The organism is Chitinophaga sp. CF118 (genome assembly GCF_900112615.1).
In the GTDB taxonomy this organism is placed as follows: Bacteria; Bacteroidota; Bacteroidia; order Chitinophagales; family Chitinophagaceae; genus Chitinophaga.
The window spans coordinates 469501-495083 of sequence record NZ_FOMK01000001.1 but is presented as its reverse complement, the minus strand read 5'-3'; the positions used below and the strand labels follow the sequence as shown (position 1 = coordinate 495083).

Below are 25583 nucleotides of genomic sequence, written 5' to 3'. Positions count from 1 at the left end.
GAACCAAATTATGCAGGATTGGGTGGATTTAGGGGGTGTTTAGGCCAAAATGAGTTAATATAATATGCCAAAAGTTCGAGGTTGGTCGATGTTGCCTTGATCTTGAATAGGAGGGGCTTTGATGCAATATCGACAAATTAAGCACAGAACGTTTATCAATCCACATTTGCAGGATTTGATATCTAAAACGGAACTGTTGTTATTTACTTACAGAATACTTCTTTGGCTTCATACCAATGTGTGTTTCAAACAATCTTGTAAAATGACTAAGGTTTGAAAACCCCAAACCATAGCCTACCTCAGATACCTGAAGATAAAAGATGGCGTGATATGGAAAATGATCGACAAGTGGCTGAAGGCTGGCATATTGGAAAAGGGGCAGGTGATGTATCCAACTGAGGGAACTCCACAGGGTGGTAGCCTCTCTCCGTTGTTATCCGAAGTCTATGCATTTTCAATGTTTTGCACTAGCTTGTTTCAACTTCATTTTATATGTAAACTAAATTAAATGGTACAGCATCCCTTTCCCATAATCTGATTAACTCCTTTAACCATGGTTTATGTGAGGGCAATAGTTGTAACTCATACTTCAACATTTCTCCTTCATTCACAAAAGTGATGTAATTATGTAAACCACTTTTTGGGGGTGATTTAATATTGTTGAAGTCTCCATCAAATTCTCTTATCTCCAGTTTTATTGCAGACAACTCGCTCACCTTATACACCTTCAGCTCTCCATCTATCATCGTTTGTATAACAGCCGCATTCATTGACAACTGCCCTTTTTCTCTCACCTGATTGATTAGAGAATTGGCAACATATATGAGGGCATACGGACACATAAAAAGGGCCATACCTATTCCCTCCGGAATTTTCCTTACTGGCAGAAAAATAAGAGCGATAAGAGCGAGGAGCATCCATAATATGCAGGAAATATTGATATAACGGAGCAGCTTTGACCTTTTTTCGTCAATTATGGTAAACAATATTAGCATAAGTAAGTTAAAGATAAACAAAGTGCTGATATGGTAAAAATCCGGTATTCCCTCCTGGAAGGGTGATGAAGTAGCTGATTATTCTCACTTACCTTAAAAATATGCAACTAATGCCCCGGTATGCTAATTTTTAGGGTTTATGGGTGGATACATGATTTCTCAAAAGATAAAACAAGCATTTGAAATCTAAGCTTCATAAAGTTTCGCTGTAATAATAGAATCTATGAGAGAATAAAGTAAATAGGTAACATACAATTTTAAACAAAAAAGCCTCTAAATCTTTCGACTTAGAGGCTTTAAAGCTTGCGGCCCCGGGTATCGTAACCTCGAACCAGATTATACAGGATTGGATGGATTTAGGAGATGTTTGGCATAATAAGCTAATATAGTATATGAAAAGTTCGAGGTAAATACCAATCTAAAGATCTGCATAACCTTTTTCTGATCCTGAATACCATGGTCAAACCACTTAGGATTAAACATTAAATCACAAACAAACATCCTCAATTAGCAAACATCCGACAAGTATAATTGAATGACCTTTGTTTCAATAAACAGAACAATTCAAATGAAAAAAGTATTGATTACCGGAGCCAATAAAAGTATTGGACTTGAAACAGCACGTCAGCTAATGAAAGAAGGTTATTATGTTTTTTTAGGCTGTCGTAATTTGAAGAATGGTCAGGACGCGATAGAAAAACTTAACCTGGAAGGCCTGAAAGATGTGGAAGCTGTACAGATAGATATAACTGATCAACAATCGATAAAGGCCGCACGTATTGAAATTGGTAAGAAAACAACGGTATTGGACGCATTGATTAATAATGCCGGGATGAGTGGCGGCATGCCACAAACTCCGTTAACAGCTAATCTTGATGTCATGAATACAGTTTTTAATACTAACTTATATGGCGTAGTGAGAGTTACCCAGGCATTCATTGACTTATTGGAAAAATCGTCACAACCCCGAATTGTAAATGTATCCTCCGGGATGGGCTCGCTTACATTAAGTAGCGATCCTAATTTCAAATATCATCAGTTCAAAGGTGGTATTTACGGGCCATCAAAAGCAGCACTAAATATGTACACTATTGCGCTGTCTTATGAATTGCGTGATAAACCATTCAAAGTAAATGCAGTTGATCCGGGTTTTACGGCTACTGATTTTAACAACCACCGCGGAACAGGCAGTGTTAATGATGCCGCAGCCCGCATAGCGAAATATGTTTTAATTGGCGAAGACGGGCCGACGGGGAAATTCATCAGTGAGGAAATGAATCCGGTAACAGGCGAAATTCCATGGTAAAGAATTAATTACAACCGATAATATTTATATTGTCGGTTGTAATTGTTAAATTGTTGAAATGAAAAAGAAAGAAGATGAGGTCCCTTATAAATTTGAATCCTTATCTGCCGTGCATCAGGCGCTTGGTTTGCCTAAACCCCTGCACCCGCTGATTAGTTTGGTAAATAATACAAATAATGAGATTGAATATAGCCGGCTGCCCAATTCAAATATTCTGAACTTTTATAAAATATCTTACAGAATTAATCTCAGTGGGAAAGTAAAATATGGTCAGGGTTATTATGATTTTAATGAAGGCGGTTTATTATTCGCCGCTCCCGATCAATTAATTGGTAGTACTGATTATGGCGGGGATCATTCCGGATATTCATTGCTGATTCACCCTGACCTTTTGTGGAGTTCTTCTTTAGCAAAAAAGATCAAACAATACAGTTTTTTTTCATATTCAGCCAACGAAGCCTTGCATCTTTCAGAACAGGAGAAAGCGACAATACTTTCTATTTTTAAGCTCATCGAAGAAGAATTAAATAGTCGGATCGACGATTTTAGCCAGGATGTAATTATTTCCCAGATTGAACTGCTTTTAAATTGCTGCAATCGCTTCTATAAGCGTCAGTTCATTACCAGTGAAGTGCTAAACAACGATATATTGCAAAGAATGGAGGAAATTTTGGATGACTATTTTAAAAACGGACAATCGTTAATTAAAGGTACGCCAACCGTTCAATACCTCTCGGAACACTTAACTGTTTCCCCGGGATACTTAAGTGATATGCTTCGTACACTTACAGGACAAAGCGCCCAACAACACATACATAATAAAATAATAGAACAGGCGAAAGAAAAATTATCTACGACTAAATTATCTGTAAGTGAAATTGCATACGAACTGGGCTTTGAACGTCAGCAATCATTTAGTACCTTATTTAAAGCAAAGACAGACCTTTCTCCATTAGAATTTAGACAATCGTTTAACTGATAAATGTAAGCTTGCAAGTTATATCCCCAAATTATAATAGGAAGGGTAAATGCTGATAAACCCAATATGGGCTTTCAAACATGGAAATTATTCGCCAACTGGTAAAATTACTGCAACGCAGAAATAGAAAGAAGATAATTCGGATCGATTCGATATCCAAATGTGAATAACACAAAAAGCCTCCAAATCTTTCGACTTAGAGGCTTTAAAGCTTGCGGCCCCAGGTATCGGAACCTCGAACCAAATTATGCAGGATTGGGCAGGTTTAGGGGGTGTTTAGGCTAAATTGAGTGAATTTAGTATGACAAAAGTTCGAGGTTGGCATGATTTGATGAAAGCCAAAAAATTGAAAGTCTTCGGTTGGAGTTTATGGAATACAAAGGGCTTATAAGTTATCTACATTTGGAAATGTGTCCAGACGGTAGCTTATAAAGCGGGTTTTTATTTTAAATTAGCTGTATGATAATAGAGAGTAAGGGAATAACGACTGATAAATATTTCATACCACCTTTTCACTTGCAGGAAGGAGAGATCGTTATTATCTATTTATACCATGGTGCTCATTTTTATGATACTGAAATGGGGCTGGTAAAGATCTTTACCGGCAAAACATTCCATCAGAATGTTAAAATATGCAAACCCTTAACATTCATAGCAGATTTCAAAGAATCCAAATTAAGGCACCTCTTTTATCCCGTAACAGTTGAGGAATATTCAGTAGACAACTCCATAGACAAAAAAACAAAAGTTAGGACGCTGAGCAGATATCAGCAAAAATTACTCAGCTTGTATGCTGCTTTTACCCATTCAGCAGCTATTGTTTTTGATTTAAGAGGATTAGGCGCAACAGAAGCAGAAGAAATATATGAAGTAGTGAAAACCTATGTTAAGAATGGAGGCGCAGCGATATTACTAGAAGGTTACAATGAAATGAAAGATGACTGTACAAAATTTATAACTATAGAATGGCTTGTTGAACCCAAATAGCTAATTCTTAATGAGATTCCGATTTTTATTAAAAAAAAGCATCAACATTTGATTTGCTAATCAGTTTTCAATAAAATAACTTCACAAAGTAAATTTAAAACAAGATGATCGTTGGTGTTATGAATCACTATTTGACATTATCATATTTGACGAATAGAAGTTAAGGAAAGAATGTTTTAAATATAATCTGAACAGAATTTAATTATACCATATTCTTCCACAGTTTACTGTGGAAGAATATGGCTAATGTTAATTAGTAATATGGAAAACGAAAATACATTCGAATATAACGACATTATTTTCTACAACACACCTGCCGGAGATATACGGATAGAAGTAATTTTCAATGATGAAACATTTTGGCTTACTCAAAAACGGATGGCAGAATTATTTGGGGTAGAAGTACCTGCGATTAGTAAACATCTGAATAATATATATGAAACTGGAGAGTTGGATAGGGATTCAACAATTTCCATTTTGGAAACAGTTCAACAGGAAGGCGCAAGGCGGATAAAACGGAAATTGGAATTTTACAATCTGGATGCAATAATAGCTGTTGGCTACAGGGTGAATTCTATGCAGGCTACTCAATTTAGAATTTGGGCTACCAAAAATCTACGGGAGTTTATTGTTAAAGGTTTTGTATTAGACGATGAACGTCTGAAACAGGGGAAGCGCTTTGGTAAAGATTATTTTGATGAACTATTGGAACGTATCCGTGAGATACGAGCGAGTGAACGTAGGTTTTATCTCAAAATAACCGATATATATGAACAGTGTAGTATCGACTATAATAAGGATTCAGAAATAACACAAACCTTTTTCAAGACAGTACAGAATAAATTTCATTGGGCTATTACCGGTAAAACAGCTGCTCAAATTATAGCAGAACGGGCAAATGCTGACAAACCAAATATGGGCTTGCAAACATGGAAAAATGCGCCATCTGGTAAAATACTTAAAACAGATATAAGCGTAGCTAAGAATTATCTGGTTGAAAAGGAAATAAAAGAACTGGAACGTATTGTGACTATGTACCTGGACTTTGCTGAATTACAGGCATCAAGACAGATATCAATGAAAATGACAGATTGGATTAGTCGATTGGATGCCTTTCTGCAATTCAACGAATATCAGATACTCAAGGATGCTGGCATTGTCAGCCATGCAGTAGCTATCAAATTGGCGGAGAAAGAATACGAAAAGTTCAGGATAATACAAGATGAAAATTTCGAAAGCGATTTTGATAGAGAGATACAAAAGATTACTACATCACCCAAGAGCAGAAAAAAAAGATAATCCCTAATTAATGTGCTTTACAAAAGCGACATTCAAATGTGGCTAAAATAAGAAAAGCCTCCAAATCTTTCGACTTGAAGGCTTTAAAGCTTGCGGACCAGACGAGACTCGAACTCGCGACCTCCGCCGTGACAGGGCGGCATTCTAACCAACTGAACTACTGATCCTTCCCGTTTTGGGATTGCAAATATTGCATAAATATTTCAATCACACAAATAAATTTATTCGATTTAAAAAATAGCTGCAAAACAGAAATCAAGAAGGGTTATTACCTGAATGTTATAAAGGATTAATTTAGCAGATAATTTAATTTCATGAAGGTTGTCCAGACAGTGGTTGTGATTTTATTATTATCTGGCTGCATTGCCGGCAAAAAAGGAAATAGCAATTACAAAAATGTCCCTGGTAACTATTGCGTTCCGGCAGTCGCTTTTCATTATAGCACAGATATGAAGCCAGTGAATAATATAGATAGTTTACTGGACCAGGATCCTTCTCTGGCAAAGCATTTCTCCTCACATGATCTCCTCCTCGCCAATGCAGTGGGAATATTGACCCCGTTACAACAAATACAGGTTGGAATGGTAGATACTTCACTTACCGGAAAAGTCCGCTATCTGGAATTAAGACAGCGATTATCAGACTGGCTGATACTGGCGGTGACCGAACTGCAAAGCATCGCGGCAGAACTGGACTGTGAAGGTGAGAGGGCAGATCAACTAGGAGCCTACCTGGACGACCGGCATGATAAACGGGTGAGAAAACTAACAGTATGGTCGGTTGTATTGGGAGCTGTTACAACGGTGGCTACCACATTGATTAACAATGATAATGCCCAGAAAATTACCGGGATTACAGGAGGAGTGGCCAGTGCGGGACTGGGGATTATGAGCGCATTCCCGGATAATAGAAAAGCAGAATTTATGCACCGCCGTAATTTGCTTCGACCTCTATGGTATGGTACGGACAGCCTGGGTATATATCCGCCTTTCATCTGGTATATCCTGAATAATAAACAGTTTAGCAATAACCACACAACTTCCATTGCCTATAACATAAAGAATCGCTGGCTGATTTATGAATTTGATAATCACACAGATAAAAATACCCTGGATTTGTTGTTCGGAGAAGGAGGGATGTATAAAGCGGACGATTTGCATACACGTGCCAATATGCTGAACCAGCTACAATCTACCATCAGATCTGTTAACCAGGATCTGCAGAGTTTTATTCTATCATTCAGGGAAGAATACCCGCAACGCTAATTGAATGTGTGCTGGAAGCAAACAACATTACACACTTTTCTTTAGATTTACAGCTTCTGGGGTCGCTAAAATCTTCAATTGATATGGATCGTATGCCATCGGAGGAAGAGGTGTTGTTAAGAATGAAGCAGGGGGATGAGTCTGCGTTCACTACTATTTACCGGCATTATCACTCTTCACTTTACATGTACCTTTTACGGTTTTGCAAGATCCCTTCACTGGCAGAAGATCTTGTCCACGATGTATTCCTGAAGGTATGGGAAATCAGGGATCGTATTAACCCGGAATTATCTTTTACGGGATACCTGTACCGCATTGCGCGTAATCATGTTATTAAAACAATTGATAAACTGGCTACCGATCAGGTATTGCGTGAACAACTGTTAAGTCAGCTGGATGAACCAGGTACCGCACATCCTGAACAATTGGTCAGAGCTAAAGAGTACGACCGGCTTTTCAGTGAAGCTCTGACCCAGATGCCTCCCCAGCGACTAAAAGTGTTCAGGCTTTGCCGGCAAGAGGGAAAAAGTTATGAGGAAGCTGCCGAAATACTGGGAGTTTCCCGTAATGCCATCAAAAAGCATATGGTGCTAAGCATGCGTTTCATATACGATTATGTGCATCGTCATGGTGATATACTGATGGCTGTTTATCTGGTCAGAAAGTTTTTTTAACTTTTTTTTAAGAGAGAGGTACCCTACTTGTCCATTTTCAGATAATATATACAGATGCCGGGCAAATGGTATCCTGTAATTATGTCTCAATCCACGGAGCACTACGAAAAACTATTACAAAAATACCTTGATGGTCAGTGCAGTATAACTGAAACCGAAGAGTTATATGCCTGGTTACAATCATCACCTGCTCATCGTTCCCTGCTATCTACTATGCAGCGTGAGTTTGAACAGGCCATGAACACACGCCATGAAATACCTGCCGAAGTGAGTGACAGGATCGAAAACCGGCTATTGGAAGAAATCACCCAACACAAGGTCGTGAGATTACATTATTGGCGCTGGACTGCAGCGGCAGCTATCGTATTGTTGCTGGCAGGTGTTTATTTTATCAGAACGTCTTCTTTACGCCAGACTTTTCCTATTGTGGCAGTGAGCAACAGCGATGGAGATGTAGCTCCCGGTACTAACAAAGCTATACTCACCCTTTCGAATGGGGAAACGGTTACACTGGACAGTACGGGTAACCGGATTATTACACAAGGGAAAACCCTGGTACACCAACGGAACGGACAATTACAGTATGCCGTACAAAACAACGAAGATGCTATTATATACAATACATTAACGGTGCCCAGAGGCGGACAATTCAACATCGTGCTGCCTGATGGTAGTCACGTATGGTTAAATGCAGCTTCCAGCCTTAAATACCCTACTGCGTTTAATGGTGCACAACGTATGGTGGAGATGCAGGGGCAGGGATATTTTGAAGTGGCAAAGAATACGAAACAACCCTTCTTTGTGAAAGTGAATAATATGGAAGTGCAGGTACTGGGTACCAGCTTTGATGTAATGGCTTATACCGATGAGAAAAGTGTGAATACCACTTTGCTGGAAGGAGCCATAAAGGTACAGCATGGCAATAACCAGCAGCGGCTGCAGCCTGGCCAGCAGGCTGTGCTGGATCCTGCCACGGGGGCTATTACAGTACGACGGCCAGATGTTGACCAGGTGATTGCCTGGAAAACCGGCTTTTTTGAATTTGATAATGCACCACTGGCAGACATTATGCGTCAGCTTTCAAGATGGTATGATATAGATGTCAACTATACTCAGGTACAGGATAGCCGGCTTTTTGGGGGGCGTATCAGCAGAAACCTTCCCTTATCTGATATTCTGCATATGCTGGAAGCAAACGGACCTAAATTCTTACTAACAGGAAGGAAACTTATTGTGAAATAAAAGCCTGTACTATACCGGATCCACGTACGGGGGCAGGGATATTAATTAATAAAACAAATCGTTATGGTAAAAACAACTGATACAAATTAAAAGAAGCAGTGTGTCCAAAAAAAACCGGAAGCGCTTGCAACACTTCCGGCATAATAGTCTGGTCATACTGAAAACCACATCCCGTTAAGAATTATTGATCTTCTAATTTCCAAACACTACAAAAGTATGTATTTAAACTTTAGTGGTAGGACTTCCTGTTACCGGAAGTGTTTATCAGCCAAAATTGTCTACGTTATGAAACTGACCACCTTTTTGTTGCTTGCAGTTTGCTTGCAAATCAGCGCAAAAGGAGTATCACAGCAAATCTCTATCTCTGAGAAAAAAGTGCCAATCAGAAAGATTCTCAGGGAGGTATCCCGTCAGGCAGGGGTTTCAATTGTATATGATGAAAACCTGCTGACAGGCGCCAATCCTGTAACTATAGATGTGAAAAATGCTTCTGTGAAGCAGGTACTGGACCTATGTCTCTCAAATCTACCTTTATCTTACACTATAGATGGTACACGCATCATTGTACAGAGCCTGCCGGAAGACAGGAAAGCGGCTGCTGATACTACTATCACAATTACCGGCCGTATTACGGATGATTCCGGTGATGCACTGCCCGGCGCTACTGTGCGCATTAAAGGTGGTGTAACCGGTACGGTTACAGATGGTTCCGGTAAATACAGCATCAAAGTGCCAGGCACAGGTACAGAACTGGTATTCAGTGCGGTAGGATATTCCACCATATCCCGTGTTGTAAACGACCGTACTATTAATATTAAACTGCAAATCGCCCAGACTGCCCTCACGGAAACCGTTGTGGTAGGTTATGGTGTACAAAAGAAAAGTGTGGTGACCGGCGCTATTTCCAGTGTAAAAGCATCCGACCTGGAAAGTCAACCTGTTACCCGACTGGAACAGGCCCTGCAGGGCCGTACTTCCGGTGTTACTATTGCTTCCAGCTCTGGTCAGCCTGGTTCCGGTTCTTCCGTGAGAGTAAGAGGTATCACTACCTTTAATAATAACGATCCACTCTGGGTAATAGATGGAGTGGTGGTTGATAATGGTGGTATCGGCTACCTGAACCAATACGATATCGAATCTATAGAAGTACTGAAAGATGCTGCTTCCCAGGCTATCTACGGGGCACGTGCTGCTGCTGGTGTAATCCTGGTGACGACCAAAAAGGGGAAGGCTGGTAAATTGACTGTAAGCTATAATGGTTACTATGGTACTTCCGCACCTGCCCGTAAACTGAAACTGCTGGATGCCACACAGTATGCTACACTGAGAAATGAAGCATCTGTAGCTGGTGGTGGCGGTATAGTATACGCAGATCCTAAATCATATGGTAAAGGAACCGACTGGCAATCACAGATCTTCAATAACAATGCGATAAGGCAGAACCATGAAGTGAGCGTAAGCGGTGGTAATGATAAATCAACCTTCTACAGCTCTTTCGGTTACCTGAAACAGGATGGTATCGTTGCAACTGATATCTCCAAATATCAAAGAGTAAACCTGCGTCTGAATTCTACTCATAAACTGTCTCCTTATGTTACATTTGGTGAGAATGTAGGGTATGCTTATGATAAAGCATTAGGCGTGGGTAATACCAACAGTGAGTTTGGGGGTCCTTTGAGTTCAGCTATCAACCTTGATCCTATTACACCGGTAGTAGTGACTGATCCTGCTGTTGCTGCTGCAACTCCTTATACCAATGTAGGTATACGCAAAGATGCAAACGGTCATCCTTATGGTATTTCCAATGCAGTAGGACAGGAGATTACTAACCCGCTGGCCTATATTTCTACCCGTTTGGGCAACTATAACTGGTCGCACAATATCGTAGGTAATGCTTACCTTGAAATAGCACCTGTTAAAGGATTGAAACTGCGTTCTACAATAGGTTCCAAGATCGCTTTCTGGGGTGGTGAATCATATACTCCCATCTCTTATCTTAACTCATCTAATATCTCTTCCCGTACTTCTTTTAACCGTAGCACGAACCAGGGATACAACTGGAACCTGGAAAACATCGTTTCCTATACAAGAGCTATCCAAAAACATAATGTGACGCTATTGTTAGGACAGGGTGCGTATATGGATAACCGTACCAAAGCTATCAATGTTACTTTCAATGATGTACCGGCAGATAATTTTGATGATGCTTCTCTCAACTTTAAAGTGGCATCAGACAAACGTGTGTCTGATGGTAGTGAAGGTGCTGATCACAGAATTTCTTCCCTGTTCGGCCGTATCAACTATAACTATGATGAGAAATACCTGGTAGAAGGTATCATCCGCAGAGATGGTTCTTCCCGTTTTGGTGCTAATAATAAATACGGTATTTTCCCTTCCTTCTCCCTGGGTTGGGTGGCATCCCGTGAGCAATTCTTCCCACAGATCGAAGCTATCAGTTTTCTGAAAGTACGAGGTGGATATGGTGTGGTTGGGAATGATAATATTGGCGACTTTGCTTACCTGTCTACTATCGGTAGTGGCAGGAATTATGCATTTGGTAATTCCGGCAGCTATCTGATAGGATACAGCCCTAATGCTCCTTCTAATCCGGACCTGAAATGGGAGTCTACCAGTCAGACCAACATCGGTTTTGAAGCTACTGTTTACCGTGATTTCAACGTATCATTCGACTGGTATAAAAAAGCAACTAAAGATATTCTGCAGAACCCACGCATCCCTGCTTATGTAGGGGCTATCTCCAATCCTGCTGCTAACATAGCAGATATGGAAAACACAGGGGTAGAACTGGAACTCGGTTATCATAAAACAATCGGAGAGGTATCATTGTCAGTGAACGGAAATGTTTCTTATGTGAAGAATAAAGTAACAAATCTGGGTAGAGGTATCAGTTATCTTTCAGGAGGGCAAAATTTCCAGTCAACCAGTTACCCTATTACACGTACTGCTCTGGACCAGCCGCTGAACAGCTTCTATGGCTTTAAGACCAACGGCATCTTCCAGACACAGGCAGATATTGACAATTATGTAGGTAAAGACGGTAAAAAGATCCAGCCTGGTGCAGTACCTGGTGATTTCCGCTGGGTTGATAAAGACGGAGATGGCCAGATCACAGAACTGGACCGCGACTTTATCGGTAACCCAACACCTAATGTAAACTATGGATTTACTATCAATGCGGGTTACAAAGGTTTTGATGTGGTATTATTCGTACAGGGTGCATCTGGTAATAAAATCTTCCAGGGATTACGCCGTCTGGATATTTTGAATGCCAACTGGCAGACAAAAGCACTTGGCCGCTGGACTGGTCCCGGTTCCACCAATGACTATCCAAGACTGACTACAGACGATAAGAACAGAAACTTTACAAACCCTTCCGACTTTTACCTGGAAGACGGCAGCTATTGCAGGATTAAATCATTACAGCTTGGTTACACCATCTCTTCTAACCTGACTAAAAAAGTAGGTGTTGAGAAATTCCGTGTATACATCCTGAGTGAAAACCTGCTGACATTAACCAAATACACAGGTTATGATCCTGAAATAGGTGGTGGTGTATTTAGCATTGACAGAGGGATCTATCCTCAGGCACGTTCTTTCATGTTTGGTGTAAACGCCAGTTTCTAACAATTTAAAGCTGATTAAAATGAAGAGAAAACATATTCCTTATATATTAGCCCTTGCTACAGGTTTACAGCTTGCAGGCGGTTGCAGTGATAAATTCCTTGAAGTAAAACCAAAAGGTACAGACCTCGAAACAAACTATTACAAAAATGCTACAGAAGCTTTTAACGGGCTGGTAGCGGTATATGATGTGATAGGCTGGCAGAGTAATGGTTATGTAACTAAGGTAGGCGCCATGGATGCCGGTTCAGATGATCATCTGGCAGGTGGTGGCGGACAAAGTGATGTGACCGCGTTTCAGGTATTCTCAAATTATACATTAACGCCGGATGTAGGCCCGCAGGGCGATTTATGGTCTAAAGGATATTCTGGTATTTTCCGTGCTAACGTATTGCTGCAGAAACTGCCCGACGTTCCTATGGATGAAAACCTGAAAAAGAGATTTGTGGCAGAAGCTAAGTTCCTGCGCGCTTTCTTTTATTTCGACCTGGTACGTTTATTTAAAAATATCCCCCTTACTACCACTACTATTACTACTTCTGATATGTACAATGTTTTACAGGCAAAACCGGAAGAAGTATATGCCCAGATAGAAACAGATCTGAAAGATGCTATTGCAGAAACCAATCTGCCAGACCAGGTGCCGGTAGCCACTGAAGGTGGCCGTGTTACAAAGGGCGCTGTACATGCCCTGCTGGGAAAAGTATATTTAAACGAAAAGAAATACGCAGCAGCAGCAACAGAACTGGCAGTGGTAAATGGTATTACACCAGGTCAAATCAACGCGCTGTACGGATACAAACTGCTGGACAATTTTGCTGATCTGTGGAAGTCTGATAATGCCAGCAAATTCAACAGTGAATCAATATTGGAAGTAGCATTTACGTCTACCTCTGCTGGTACCTGGGATTGCATATCCTGTACAGAAGGTAACGTACTGAACATCATGACAGGCCCGAGAGGATACAAGATAATAAAACCTACTGCCCCCGATCTCGTGGCTGGCTGGAGTTTCCTGGTTGTAACACCTTCTCTGTTTAATGCCATCCATTTTGACCCGCGTTACAATGCTACCGTTCTTAACCTGGATAGCCTGGAAGCAAATGGTATTGCTTCTTATGAGAAAGGATATAAAAATACCGGCTATTTCCTGGCAAAATTTGCCGGAAGAGCATCTAATACAACTACGGGAGGTGGTAGTAAAGAACTGAACTATCCGCAGAATATGTATGAAATACGCCTGGCAGATACTTACCTGATGGAAGCAGAAGCCCTTGTGAAAAATGGTGAAAGTAGTGCCCCGGATTCCCGTGCCTACAAATTGCTGAATGCAGTAAGGGCACGTGTTGGTTTGGCTCCGGTAATGGCTACAGATGATAACATCTTTGATGAAAGACGCCTGGAACTGGCAGGTGAAGGACATCGCTGGTTCGATCTGGTACGTACGGGAAGAGCAGCGACTGTACTGGCCAGCAAAGGATTTGTTGCCGGCAAAAATGAAATCCTGCCTATTCCATTATTAGAGCTTGAAAATACCAAGCTGGAGCAGAGTAAGGAGTGGGGTGGAACTAAATAATGTCTTTAACAATTAACGCATTCAGAATGAAAAATATAAAAAGGGCTTGCTACTTTGCAATTGCTGCAATAATATCTTCGTGTTCACCAGAGTCTTCATCAAAACAACTGGGGCCTTTACCTACGGCTTCTTTTACAGTAACACCGATGGATGGTAAGCCTTACAAGATGATTGTAAAAAGTACTACTCACGGCGGATTTTTGTGGCGCTGGAACTATCGCAATACAAGAGTAGCTGTACGTGAAACAGATACGTTGAGTTTTGCAAAACAAGGTGAATATCCGATCCAGTTTACAGTATTTACAGATGGAGGTTATGCGACTACCTCGCAGAATGTGACCGTTACGGCTGATGCTCCTGTAGCAGATATCCTGAAAGGTGGTGATATGGAAGCGGATAGCAAACAATACTGGACATTATTAAATACAGGTAATACACAAACGTCTATTCAGATTATAAATGGTGTGATGCAGTTTGGTAACACCGGCAATTCAAATGGTGCTATTTACCAGCAATTAAAAGTAATCCCCGGCAGGGAATACACTTTCTCCGGAAACGTAAAAGGTAATGGTGCTACCAATACCTGGTTTGAAGTATATTTTGGAACGAAGGCTCCCACACAGGGATCTGATTATTCAGGTACCGGTGTTACCAAATACATTGCATTAAGTACATGGGCTGGTTGTGGTCTGGTTCCATTTGATGGTAACCTGGCAGATATAGGTTGCGATGGTGCTGGTAAAGGAAAAGGCGGCACCATGGTATTTACTGGCAGTGATACCCTTGTTTACATGGTGATCAAAGCCGGTAGTTCCGGTGGTAACATGGGAACAGGTATCACACTGGATAATGTGAAGTTCATGGAAGAACAATAGTTTTTATAAAACTAGGTATACTTTAAAAGCTCCGTAGGAGCTACGTGTTTGTAGAATAATTCAAACACATAGCCTCCTGCGGAGTTTTTAGATTAGCTTCTAAAAGATATAAGATGAGAGTATTTTTTTTATTGCTTGGATTGAACATCATAATCTCCTGTTCAGGCAAAGGCACTACCGGTACTGATACAGTAGCACCACAGGTGCCTGTAGATAAAGGATGGACCTTTGAAACAACGCCTGTATGGGCCGATGAGTTTAACTATACGGGTTTGCCCAACAGTACAAAATGGGGGTATGATATTGGTGGTAGTGGCTGGGGAAATAATGAACTGGAATATTATACCAATAGCATAGATAATGCAGGTGTGGCGAATGGACTGTTAACCATTACTGCTAAAAAAGAAATAAAAGAAGGACGTAACTATACTTCGGCAAGATTAGTAACAACGAACAAGGGAGATTTTCTCTACGGCCGTATAGAGGTAAAAGCAAAATTACCTGCCGGAAAGGGTACCTGGCCGGCTATCTGGATGCTGCCTACAGACTGGGCGTATGGCGACTGGCCAAAGTCTGGTGAGGTAGACATTATGGAACATGTGGGATATGATCAGGATGTGATCCATATCAGCACACATACTGAAGCGTATTACTTCAAGATCAATACGCAGAAAACAAGTACAAAGAAAATAGTGAACGCCACTACTGACTTCCATGTATACAGGATGGACTGGACTCCTTACGCCCTGCGCGGGTATATAGACGATCAGCTAATTTTCCAGTTTGCAAACGAAGGGAAAGGATATACAGTATGGCCTTTTGATAAAAGATTCCATCTCTTGTTGAACCTGGCTGTAGGTGGAGACTGGGGCGGTGCTAACGGTGTGGATGATACGATTTTTCCTGCTGCTATGCAGGTAGATTATGTAAGAGTCTATAAAATGATTGACAAATGAAACTAAGCAATAAATTAACTACCTGCTTTGCCTTGATGTTCCTGGCATGCAGCGCTAAAAGCGGTGGTAATGACCCCATCATACCTGTAGACCCACCAATGAAGGCTTCGGATGTGACGTTCTGGTTAACCAATCCCGATAAATCTGTCTTATTTAAAAAGCAGTCAGTCAGCCTGATCTTTAAAGACACTGTGAACATTTATCCTACCATAAAAATAGATGAAACAAAAATGTATCAGTCTATAGATGGTTTCGGATATACACTCACTGGTGGCAGTGCTTCTTTAATAAATTCCCTGGGGCCTGCCGCGCAGGATGCTTTACTTAAAGAACTCTTCCTGGCAGACAGTACATTCATTGGCATTAGCTACCTGCGCATCAGTATCGGGGCTTCCGATCTGAGTGCAACTACTTTTACTTATGATGATATGCCTTCCGGGCAAACAGATACTACCCTGCAGCAGTTCAGTATTGAAAAAGAAAAGACAGACCTGATACCAGTACTGAAAAAGATTATTGCCCTGGCACCGAATATTAAGATCTTAGGCTCTCCCTGGTCTGCTCCGCTGTGGATGAAAACAGGGGGCAGCTTTGTTGGCGGAAGTCTGAAACCGGAATATTATGCTGCCTATGCGCAATACTTTGTAAAGTATATTCAGGCAATGAAAGCAGAAGGCATTACTATAGATGCCATCACTCCACAGAATGAACCATTACATGGTGGTAATAATCCCAGCATGGTAATGCAGGCGACTGAACAGGCCGATTTCATAAAGAATCACCTCGGACCTGCGTTTAGAATAGCTGGCATTAACACAAAAATTATTGCCTACGATCATAACGCAGACCGCCCTGATTACCCGGCGACAGTACTGGGAGATGTTGATGCCAAACCTTTTGTAGATGGTTCCGCTTTCCATTTATACGGAGGCGATATCGGCGCATTGACACAGATTCACAATGCATTTCCCGACAAGAATGTGTATTTCACAGAGCAATGGGTAGGCGGTCCGGGCGACTTTACTGCAGATCTTAAATGGCACGTAAGTACATTGATTATAGGTGCTACCCGCAACTGGAGCAGGAACGTACTGGAATGGAACCTTGCTGCTGATGCAGCATATAAACCGCATACTGATGGTGGCTGCACTACCTGTTTGGGAGCATTGACAATAGGTAGCGGTGTTTCCCGTAATGTTTCTTATTACATCATTGCTCATGCGGCAAAATTCGTTCGTCCTGGTTCTGTTAGAATTGGATCAGAGTTTACCAGTCAACTGGAAAACGTGGCATTCAAAACACTGGATGGAAAAAGAGTACTGATCGTATTAAACAGCGGCAGTACACCACAAACATTTAACATCTGGTCAAATGGGAAAATAGTGACTACTACACTGAATAATGGTGCTGTAGGGACCTATATCTGGTAACTTGTTGAGAGTTAGTCCAAATAAAAATGGGCTGTATCAAAAGTATGATACAGCCCATTTTTATTATTAAAGACACTATTGTTTATCCCACCAAAGGCGTGTTCCGCCATTATCTTCGCCTCCCAGTAACTGGATGGCTTTGGTTACTTCATTCGCATTGGTATTGTATTCATTCTGCGGGAACGGCAAACGTCTGATCTGGATATCAGTATTGATTGTACCACCGCTGTTATTGTTTACAACAGGAAACAGTTTTGGATAACCGGTACGGCGGAATTCTGTCCAGGCTTCCTGTCCTTCAGGGAACATGGCGATCCATTTCTGCGTAATGATACGCTCCATCTTCTGATCGGTAGAAGATGCATCATCCCATTTAATGGTGATAGCAGATGGTGCAGGTGCATTGTTAGCTGCATTTTTAGGATCTGTATAAGCCGCCGGAGTACTGGATGCATCGGTCACATAACTTCCAACAGCAGCACCCCATTGATTCATAGAGATGTTGATACCTTGCTCATACAGGTTTTGTGCTGTACCGCCTGCATTGGCCCAACCACGTAAAGCAACTTCAGCCTGTAAGAAATATACCTCTGCTGCTGTCATGATCTGAACTGGAGTAGTGAGTGTGAAAGCAGGATTTCCGTCTTTGTAATTTATGGTAGAGTAACCTACATAATCATCTTTTGAATTAGACCCTGTAATACTGCCGATACGGATTCCTATATATTGTGCAGGAAAAGAGGCATCAGTAGATTTATCAAAATACCTGCTGATCCGTGGGTCATTGTATCCTGACATATAAGACTGGATAGAAGCACCGATCCTGGTGTCAGCCCAGTTTTGTGCTATAAATACTAATGGATTGGTAAGGCCTGAACCGGATATCTTAACAGTCATACTGCCATCATTGGTAGTGATCACACCACCGTTTGCAGGGTTTAGCGCTTTCTCCGCCTGTGCCTGGGCAGTTGCCGGATCTGCTTTAACAATGTGCATGGCTAAACGTAAACGCAGTGAATTTGCAAACTGCAGCCATTTGGTAAAGTTACCACCGTACACAAGGTCGAAGTTGGCAAAGTTGAAAGGAAGGGTATCTGCTCCGTTGAGATAGGTGCGGAGATTTGTTGTAGCTGAATCAAGTTCAAGGAAGAAGCGGTTATAAACTTCCTGCTGACTGTCATACGCTACATCTGATTTGGAACTACCGGCCTTGCTGTAAGGAATAGGACCATAAATATCTGTTATACGGCTCATGCCTGTTACCCGTACAATTTGAGCTACAGCCCATACAGCAGGGAAGGTAGTATCCACACCATTATTACGCAGTTTACTGATGCGCGACATGATATTAAGATAACCTACTTTAAAAGGTTCGCCATTCCAGCCGTTCATCAGGAAATAATTCAGGTTGTTTAATCCACCGTTGAAAGGCGTGGGAGACATCATATATCCCGAGAAGCAGTCTGCATTCAGATTCTGTTGCAGCTGGTAAGAATTGGGATCACCACCGCCGGAGAAGTTGATGATAGACATTTCTGCGGTTTTGAGATAAGCTCCCAGGTCGTTAAAGTCCGCTCCCAGTTGGCCATTAGAGAGTCCGGTATTATCTGTATTATATAGTTCAAAATTCTTGGTACAGGCACTGGCTCCAATTAGCAGTACCAACCCTAAAGCAAATAGATTTATATAGTAGCGTTTCATTTTTCTCGATTTAACATTTTAGAAAGTAGCATTCAACGTGAGTCCATAACTGCGTGTAGCCGGTGGCATAAAGATGTCTACACCGGAAAGACCGTTAGCTGTAGACATGGTGAGTTCCGGATCGAATGGTGCTTTCTTTGAGAAGTAAAGCAGGTTACGTCCTGCAAGGGAAAGCTTTAATGCTTTCACGAAAGTATTTTTTACCGGGATGGTATAACCAAGGGCAACTTCACGCAAACGTACGGTGGTGGCACTATACATATATTCACTTGAAGCAGCTTCACGTCCGCCAATGGTGCTGTACCATTTTTGCGCATCTACAGTTGTTACAGCATTGCCTGAAGGGTCTACACCATTTACTTTTACACCACCTGCATTACGGGCATCGCCTGTTACTTCAGAAACGCCGTACTGGTCCATCATCGATTGAGTAACTGACATTACTTTACCGCCAAATTTTCCATCTACCAGGAGTGATAAAGTGAAGTCTTTATAAGAGAAATTATTGTTCCATCCCAGTTGCCATTTCGTATTGGCATTACCGAGATAAACGAGATCGCCGCCCTGTTTGATCGGGTTTCCGTTTGCATCTATCTTCACGCGGCCCTGTGCATCATGTTGCAGTACAGTACCGTAGATGTCGCCATAAGAACCACCTACAGCAAACTTGGATGCATAGTTAGCCCCTGAAGCTCCACTTATTGTAAAACTGTTGATACCGGGAGCCAGTTCCAGGATCTTATTATCATTTACTGAATAGTTGATACCTGTATTCCATTTCAGTTTACTATCTTTTAATACATCATATTTTATGATCGCTTCTACCCCCTGGTTCTGGATATTACCTGCGTTGATGTAGTAAGAGTCATAAAAAGATGCATTGCTCGCAGCAATCTGTAACGTCTGATTTTTGGTATTGGTTTTATAGTAAGTCGCGTCCACACTCAGGCGGTTGTCGAAAAAATGCCACTCTGTACCAAATTCCAGGGATACTGTTTTTTCAGGTTTGAGGTCAGTGAAAGGCGCAACATTATTTCCAATAACTCCACCACCAGCGCCGATGGTATTTTGTGCAGGAAGAGTTTGATAAGCAAGTGGTGAATTACCTACCTGTGCATAAGAACCACGTATTTTGGCAAAACTGATAGCTGAGGGCAGGTGGGCTAACTGGCTCAGGATGACATTAAGACCGGCAGATGGATAAAAGTATGATTTGTTGGGCGTATATGCCAGGTTGGAAGACCAGTCATTACGGGCTGTAAGGTCCAGGAATGCCCAATCCTTATATGAAATGTTTGCACTACCAAAAACTGACTGGAACTGGCTGTGGTTTTCCTGCAACGTTCCTGAATTGGCAGCGTTTATACTTTTAAAATTCTGAATGGTAAAGATGTTAGCATAATAAAGACCATCCTGTCCGGAGTTGAATTTCTCTCCACCGGTTTTTACGTCCCGGATGCTACCACCTAATACACCGGTGATCCTGATATCAGTATTTACCGGAATATTGAAGCTGGCAAGCAGGTCACCATACTGTTGGTTGGTAGTGGTATTGCTATACACGTATGCTCCATTGGCAGGAGCGAGGGTAGCAATAGTACCTGCATATATTTTTTGCTCGAACACATCATTGATCCTGTCTATGCTTCCCCTTGCCTGGATGTTCAACCAGGGCGCTACTTCATATTTCAGGCTCGCATTCAGCAGCAGGCGGTTCCTGTTTAATGAGTTAGGATTACGGTTTACGATCCACCAGGGATTCTGCTGTACATCTTCATTGAAAGGCCAGTTCTGTACTTTGAGATAATTACGGGAAGGATCAGCTACTTCGTAATTATTTTTATACTGCTGCAGATCTGATCCGCGGGGAAACAGATACAACCCTGTTAACGGATTAAAATACAATCCTGTGAGAGGGGTGTTATCAATGGTCTGCGTCACATAGTTTACATCCGCTTCTGCAGTTAATTTATCATTCAGGAAGTGCCCGGTTTCTTTGAAGCTCAGATTGTTCCTTCCCAGTTTATTCTTTGGTTCAATTCCTTTGGCCGATGTATTGGCATAAGAGAAATAGGTCTGCATTTTCTCTGTACCACCCGCCAGGCTGATGGAGTTGGTCAGGGTTTGCCCAGTTTGGAAGAAAGAAGACAGGTTATCCTCTGCACCTGAGATCTTAGCGCCCCAGCTTTGTGTTTTACCTGGTCCTGTTTGTCCATAACTATTCTGGAAAGAAGGTTTGTAGGCAACCTGTGAGAGGTTAAGACTGGAAGAGAAATTGATCTGTGTACGACCGGCTTTACCACTTTTAGTGGTAATCAGGATTACTCCATTTGCTCCCTGGCTGCCATATAATGCTGCCGCAGAGGCCCCTTTTAGTACAGAGATGCTTTCAATATCTTCCGGGTTCATGTTGGAGATTGGGTCTCCACCATCATAAGCACCGCTGCCACCATAAGCACTGTTAGGCTGGGAGGTAAGTGTATTGTTCATTGGAACCCCGTCTATCACATATAACGCCTGGTTGCTGCCTAATCCGGATTTATTACCACGAAGGATTACTTTTGCCGATCCTCCCACACCGGAAGAGCTGGAGGAGATAGTCATACCTGCCACTTTACCGTTCAGTGTATTGATCAGGTTCGGATCTTTTGCTTTGGTTAGTTCCACACCGCTCACCTGCTGGGTAGCATAGGTAATAGATTTCTCTGATCTTTTGATCCCCAGTGCCGTTACCACTACTGTACCTAATTGTTTGTTGGATTCTGTAAGTACAACGGATAATGTAGAGTTACTGCCAACGGGTACTTCTTTTGATTCGAAGCCCAGGTAACTGAAAATCAGGATATCGGTGTTTTCTGCCTGGAGGGTGAAATTACCTTTATCGTCTGTCAGCGTACCCCGGGTAGTACCTTTTACCTGTACGCTCACATTGGCGAGGGGGTGGCCGGCTGTGTCCGTGACCTTACCTTGTATGGCAGCTGTGGGTTGAGTAGCCGTTACCGGCACTTCCTTTTTCGCAGCTTTGGGGCTGATCACTATTATTTTGTCTACTATTGAATAGGAGAGCGGTTTATTTTGCAGGCATTTGTCCAACACTTCCGGTAAGCTGGCTCCTTTCACATTAATGCTTACGGTACCAGTTCCCTGCAGGAGTTTTTCATCATATACGAATTCATACCCAGTTTGTTTGCTGATAGTATTGAATACATCGTAAAGCGGGATGTTTTTGCCTGTAATAGTGATTGTTTGGGAAAATGTGCTGGCACTCAGATTTAATGAGAAAACCAGTGTTAAAAGGGCAGTTAGTTTCATAACTATCAATAGTTTTCTGTGCAGAAATCCACTCCTTTCAGGGGATTTGCATGTAGCGCGTAGTTCCATACTTTTGTGTTCTTGGCTGAATAATCGATTTTCAAACGTTAAGGAAATTGGTAGCCATCTTATACCGGGTTCCGATGGCAGTCGGAATCCGGTTTCTACCTAAAGCTGACGGTATTGCATTCTTTTTTACGTGGTCATAACTGGAAAAATTTAAGTTTGTATAATTCTGTCTGTTAATGCGGTATTGAAGGCATCACGGTGATCTTATTACCATTCACCTCAAAATGGATCTTTTGCGTGGTTTCCAGTGCTTTCAGCAGCTTGTCTGCATTCTCCCGCCTGGAAATGACCCCTGTAAGATGAATATCCGATACATCTCCCTGGTAGGTAACATCCATATCGTACCAGCGCGATAATTGTCGCATGATGATTTTGATATTGGTGTTCCTGAAGCGGAACTTCCCTTCTTTCCAGGCCAGTGTTTGTTCCATATCTGCCGGAGAGATTACAAATTGCTTATCCTTTGCCGACAGGCTGGCCTGTAGTCCTGGTTTAAGGAGGCTGCTGCTGCCATTATGAGTTAACTGTACGGCTCCTTCCACCAGGGTAGTTTTAACAACCTGTTCATCACTGTAAGCCATAATATTAAAGCTCGTTCCCAGCACATTCACATCTATATCGTTCACCCTTACACTAAAAGGTTGATCCACCTGTTTTGCAATTTCGAAATAAACTTCACCACTAATCTCCACTTTACGGTCCTTACCAGTAAAGGCCGTGGGGAAGCGGATACTGCTGGCTGCATTGAGCCATACCCGGCTACCGTCGGCGAGTGTAAGCTGATACTGTCCGCCAAGTGGAGTAACTACCTTATTATACATCACTTCAGCAGTATTGCCACCTGCTTTGTAGTTAAGCCGTCCGTTGGTATTCACGATCTGTGTGCTGCCCTGTTTCGCCAATGTACCTGTACTGGCACTATCCAGCGGAATGGTGGTACCGTCTCCCAATGTGAGCATCGCCTTGCTGGCTCCGGGAGCTAATGGATGCAGTTGTGCAACCGGTAAAGCCTGTTCCCTTTTCGGAGAAATATAAATGCTTAATGCAATTATTCCGGCCACCATGGCTGCTGCAAGGGAGATATATACCCTTTTTCTGCGTTTGGAATGATTCTGTTCTGCAGCCTGGAAAATGGAAGCCAGCATACCGGCCGCGTCTTCCTCTTTCCAGCCGGAATCGGACACCTGCTTATTATGCAGTGTTTCCAGTATATCGGCTTTAATAGTTGCAGCATGCTCATTATCTGCTACTTCCCGTAACAGGCGCAGGCATTCTTCCTCACTGATCTCGTTATTCTTATACTTTTCAAGCAATAGCTTAATTTCTGACATTGTCATAAAACTATACGTTTGGCAGCGGTAGATACGGAGTAAAGACGATTGGTAAAATCAAAAGGAGTATTGGGGTGAAAAAAAAATTCAGGAAAGGCGTTGCTTTATGAATGCGCGTACTGACTGCATTGCCAGTTGCATCTGTTTCTTTACAGTATGGATGGAGATGTTGAGGTGATTGGAGATTTCTTCATTGCTAAAACCCTCTTTCCGGGCTATATATACCTTTTTACGCTCTGGCGGAAGGGAGGAAACCGCTTTATCCAGCAGGTTTTCATACTGATGCTCCTGGATGCGGTGGTCTGTATCATTGATAGCGGTAGGTTGATGCAGGAACAGGTAATCATATGCTTTACTCCGTACTGCCTGCTTTTTAAAGCTATCATAAATGTGGTTCCTGGTAAGGATGAAGAGGTAATCAGAGAAGTTTTCAATTCCGGACATAGCTTTCCTGTTCAGCCATACTTTAAGAAAGACTTCCTGTACTATTTCGCGTGCAGTGATTGTGTCTTTTATGTAAAGCATAGCAACATCGAACACTTGTTTGCTATATTTATTGAATACAAGTGTGTAAGCAGATTCATCGCCGTTGGCGATTTGCTGCATGAATTCCCTCTCCTCTGGCAAAGTCCCTTTTTTTGAATGCTATAATAAAATTAAGAACAATTTTAATACTGCCCGCATCTGTAATGACAAATAGAAGTATCTGGGAAAAGAAAATAGCTATTGTTATATTGTGGGCTTAAACAGGAAATACTATGAAAAAGGCGTTAACCTTCATTTTGCTTATCGCTTTATGGCATTCTGCTGATGCACAAATGAAAAAGAGATCAGGTAACCCTATTATTCAGGGCTGGTATGCAGATCCTGAAGTTGCTGTTTTTGATAAGGAATACTGGATTTATCCCACCTATTCAGATAAGTACGAAAAACAGGTATTCTTTGATGCGTTTTCATCTTCCGATCTGGTGAACTGGACCAAACATGCTCATATCCTGGATACTTCCTCAGTAAAATGGGCAAACAGGGCTATGTGGGCACCCGCTATGGTGGAGAAGGAAGGTAAATATTACTTCTTTTTTGCAGCGAATGATATCCAGAACAATAATGAAAAGGGCGGTATTGGTGTTGCCGTAGCCGATAGTCCGGGTGGTCCGTACAAAGATTACCTGGGAAAACCACTGATAGATAAATTTCATAATGGGGCACAGCCAATAGATCAGTTTGTATTTCATGATAAGGATGGACAGTATTATGTTATCTATGGTGGCTGGAAGCATTGTAATATTGCAAAGTTGTCTGCTGATTTCACAGCGGTAGATACTGTATTCAAAGAAATCACTCCATCTGGTTATGTAGAGGGGCCTTTCATGTTTATCAGGAATGGCAAATATTATTTTATGTGGTCTGAAGGAGGATGGGGTGGTCCGGATTATTCTGTTGCGTATGCTATTGCTGATTCCCCTGCTGGTCCCTTTAAAAGAATAGGAAAGATCCTGCAGCAGGATACCGCTGTAGCCACCGGTGCCGGACATCATTCTGTTATAAATGTACCGGGTACTGACCGCTGGTATATTGTATACCACAGACGTCCTTTAACGGAAACCGCGGCTAATAACAGGGTGGTATGTATTGATGAAATGCACTTTGATGATCATGGGTTGATTATACCGGTGAAGATCACGAAAGAAGGTGTGAAGGCTGACAAGTTATGATTTTGGGATCTTTATAGATTGCTAGTGATCACAAATACACTGCATCTGCCTGTTTAGTTTTTTAATTTAGCTTTAGAATAAGATTTTAGATTAGATCTTTATTAAACTTCACCTAAGCATCACGGCAGATAAGGTATTTATGATCATTAGCAATCGCGCAGTATCAGCACATCAGGAGGCCGGTACCTGTTTGAACAAATACATTTAATTAAACCATTCGGGGAGGATA

18 protein-coding genes and 1 tRNA gene are annotated in these 25583 nt (G+C 41.8%); 13 read left to right on the top strand and 6 right to left on the bottom strand.

The features are described 5' to 3' along the window. Positions 1 to 488 precede the first annotated feature (488 nt). Entirely contained in the window at positions 489 to 995 is a 507-nt protein-coding gene (locus BM176_RS01865) for a hypothetical protein (protein WP_090098992.1), read from the bottom strand. Between the two features lie 568 nt (positions 996 to 1563). On the opposite strand from BM176_RS01865, the gene BM176_RS01860 reads away from it, so the two are divergent. The 4 genes from BM176_RS01860 (at position 1564) to BM176_RS01845 (ending at position 5566) form a co-directional block, all read left to right on the top strand. Beyond that, on the top strand, positions 1564 to 2301 hold the full coding sequence (locus BM176_RS01860; RefSeq protein ID WP_090098990.1) for an SDR family oxidoreductase: 738 nt from the start codon (positions 1564 to 1566) through the stop codon (positions 2299 to 2301). Between the two features lie 58 nt (positions 2302 to 2359). Then, positions 2360 to 3280, top strand: a complete 921-nt coding sequence (locus BM176_RS01855) for a helix-turn-helix domain-containing protein (protein ID WP_090098988.1) — start codon at positions 2360 to 2362, stop codon at positions 3278 to 3280. Positions 3281 to 3739: 459 nt separating this feature from the next. Continuing rightward, entirely contained in the window at positions 3740 to 4267 is a 528-nt protein-coding gene (locus BM176_RS01850; RefSeq protein WP_090098986.1) for a hypothetical protein, read from the top strand. A gap of 261 nt (positions 4268 to 4528) precedes the next feature. Beyond that, positions 4529 to 5566 (top strand): virulence RhuM family protein, encoded by a 1038-nt coding sequence (locus BM176_RS01845; protein ID WP_090098984.1) that lies wholly within the window; start codon positions 4529 to 4531, stop codon positions 5564 to 5566. 93 nt (positions 5567 to 5659) lie between these two features. On the opposite strand, the gene BM176_RS01840 is transcribed toward BM176_RS01845, so the two are convergent. Further along, positions 5660 to 5733 (bottom strand) — tRNA-Asp (locus BM176_RS01840). 147 nt (positions 5734 to 5880) lie between these two features. On the opposite strand from BM176_RS01840, the gene BM176_RS01835 reads away from it, so the two are divergent. The 8 genes from BM176_RS01835 to BM176_RS01800 all read left to right on the top strand — a co-directional run bounded on the left by BM176_RS01835 (position 5881) and on the right by BM176_RS01800 (position 17226). Next, positions 5881 to 6831, top strand: coding sequence for a hypothetical protein (locus BM176_RS01835; protein ID WP_218162132.1), 951 nt, complete (start codon positions 5881 to 5883; stop codon positions 6829 to 6831). A gap of 83 nt (positions 6832 to 6914) precedes the next feature. Beyond that, positions 6915 to 7505, top strand: a complete 591-nt coding sequence (locus BM176_RS01830; RefSeq protein ID WP_090098982.1) for an RNA polymerase sigma factor — start codon at positions 6915 to 6917, stop codon at positions 7503 to 7505. 81 nt (positions 7506 to 7586) lie between these two features. Next, the gene (locus BM176_RS01825) at positions 7587 to 8747 is read left to right on the top strand and encodes a FecR domain-containing protein (RefSeq protein ID WP_177230269.1); all 1161 of its coding nucleotides are present in this window, start codon (positions 7587 to 7589) and stop codon (positions 8745 to 8747) included. Positions 8748 to 9032: 285 nt separating this feature from the next. Continuing rightward, positions 9033 to 12392 carry a TonB-dependent receptor gene (locus tag BM176_RS01820; protein WP_090098979.1) on the top strand — a complete coding sequence of 1120 codons (3360 nt, stop codon included), beginning with the start codon at positions 9033 to 9035 and terminating at the stop codon, positions 12390 to 12392. A gap of 19 nt (positions 12393 to 12411) precedes the next feature. After that, positions 12412 to 13965 (top strand): RagB/SusD family nutrient uptake outer membrane protein, encoded by a 1554-nt coding sequence (locus tag BM176_RS01815; RefSeq protein ID WP_090098977.1) that lies wholly within the window; start codon positions 12412 to 12414, stop codon positions 13963 to 13965. A gap of 26 nt (positions 13966 to 13991) precedes the next feature. Continuing rightward, positions 13992 to 14840 carry a hypothetical protein gene (locus BM176_RS01810; RefSeq protein ID WP_090098975.1) on the top strand — a complete coding sequence of 283 codons (849 nt, stop codon included), beginning with the start codon at positions 13992 to 13994 and terminating at the stop codon, positions 14838 to 14840. 113 nt (positions 14841 to 14953) lie between these two features. Further along, positions 14954 to 15796, top strand: a complete 843-nt coding sequence (locus BM176_RS01805) for a glycoside hydrolase family 16 protein (protein WP_090098973.1) — start codon at positions 14954 to 14956, stop codon at positions 15794 to 15796. Further along, positions 15793 to 17226 carry a glycoside hydrolase family 30 protein gene (locus BM176_RS01800; protein WP_090098971.1) on the top strand — a complete coding sequence of 478 codons (1434 nt, stop codon included), beginning with the start codon at positions 15793 to 15795 and terminating at the stop codon, positions 17224 to 17226. Before BM176_RS01805 ends, BM176_RS01800 begins: the two co-directional genes overlap by 4 nt. A gap of 75 nt (positions 17227 to 17301) precedes the next feature. Here the strand turns inward: BM176_RS01800 and BM176_RS01795 are convergent, their stop codons facing one another. The 4 genes from BM176_RS01795 to BM176_RS01780 all read right to left on the bottom strand — a co-directional run bounded on the left by BM176_RS01795 (position 17302) and on the right by BM176_RS01780 (position 24266). Next, positions 17302 to 18927 (bottom strand): RagB/SusD family nutrient uptake outer membrane protein, encoded by a 1626-nt coding sequence (locus BM176_RS01795; protein ID WP_090098970.1) that lies wholly within the window; start codon positions 18925 to 18927, stop codon positions 17302 to 17304. An 18-nt stretch (positions 18928 to 18945) separates the two neighbouring features. Next, the gene (locus tag BM176_RS01790; RefSeq protein WP_090098968.1) at positions 18946 to 22239 is read right to left on the bottom strand and encodes a SusC/RagA family TonB-linked outer membrane protein; all 3294 of its coding nucleotides are present in this window, start codon (positions 22237 to 22239) and stop codon (positions 18946 to 18948) included. 242 nt (positions 22240 to 22481) lie between these two features. Continuing rightward, complete coding sequence (locus BM176_RS01785; protein ID WP_090098965.1) at positions 22482 to 23645, bottom strand: FecR family protein; 1164 nt, start codon at positions 23643 to 23645, stop codon at positions 22482 to 22484. An 81-nt stretch (positions 23646 to 23726) separates the two neighbouring features. Then, positions 23727 to 24266, bottom strand: coding sequence for an RNA polymerase sigma factor (locus BM176_RS01780; protein ID WP_143097677.1), 540 nt, complete (start codon positions 24264 to 24266; stop codon positions 23727 to 23729). Positions 24267 to 24397: 131 nt separating this feature from the next. On the opposite strand from BM176_RS01780, the gene BM176_RS01775 reads away from it, so the two are divergent. After that, positions 24398 to 25354: a glycoside hydrolase family 43 protein gene (locus tag BM176_RS01775; protein WP_090098961.1), complete on the top strand. Its 957-nt coding sequence runs from the start codon at positions 24398 to 24400 to the stop codon at positions 25352 to 25354. Positions 25355 to 25583: the final 229 nt, after the last annotated feature.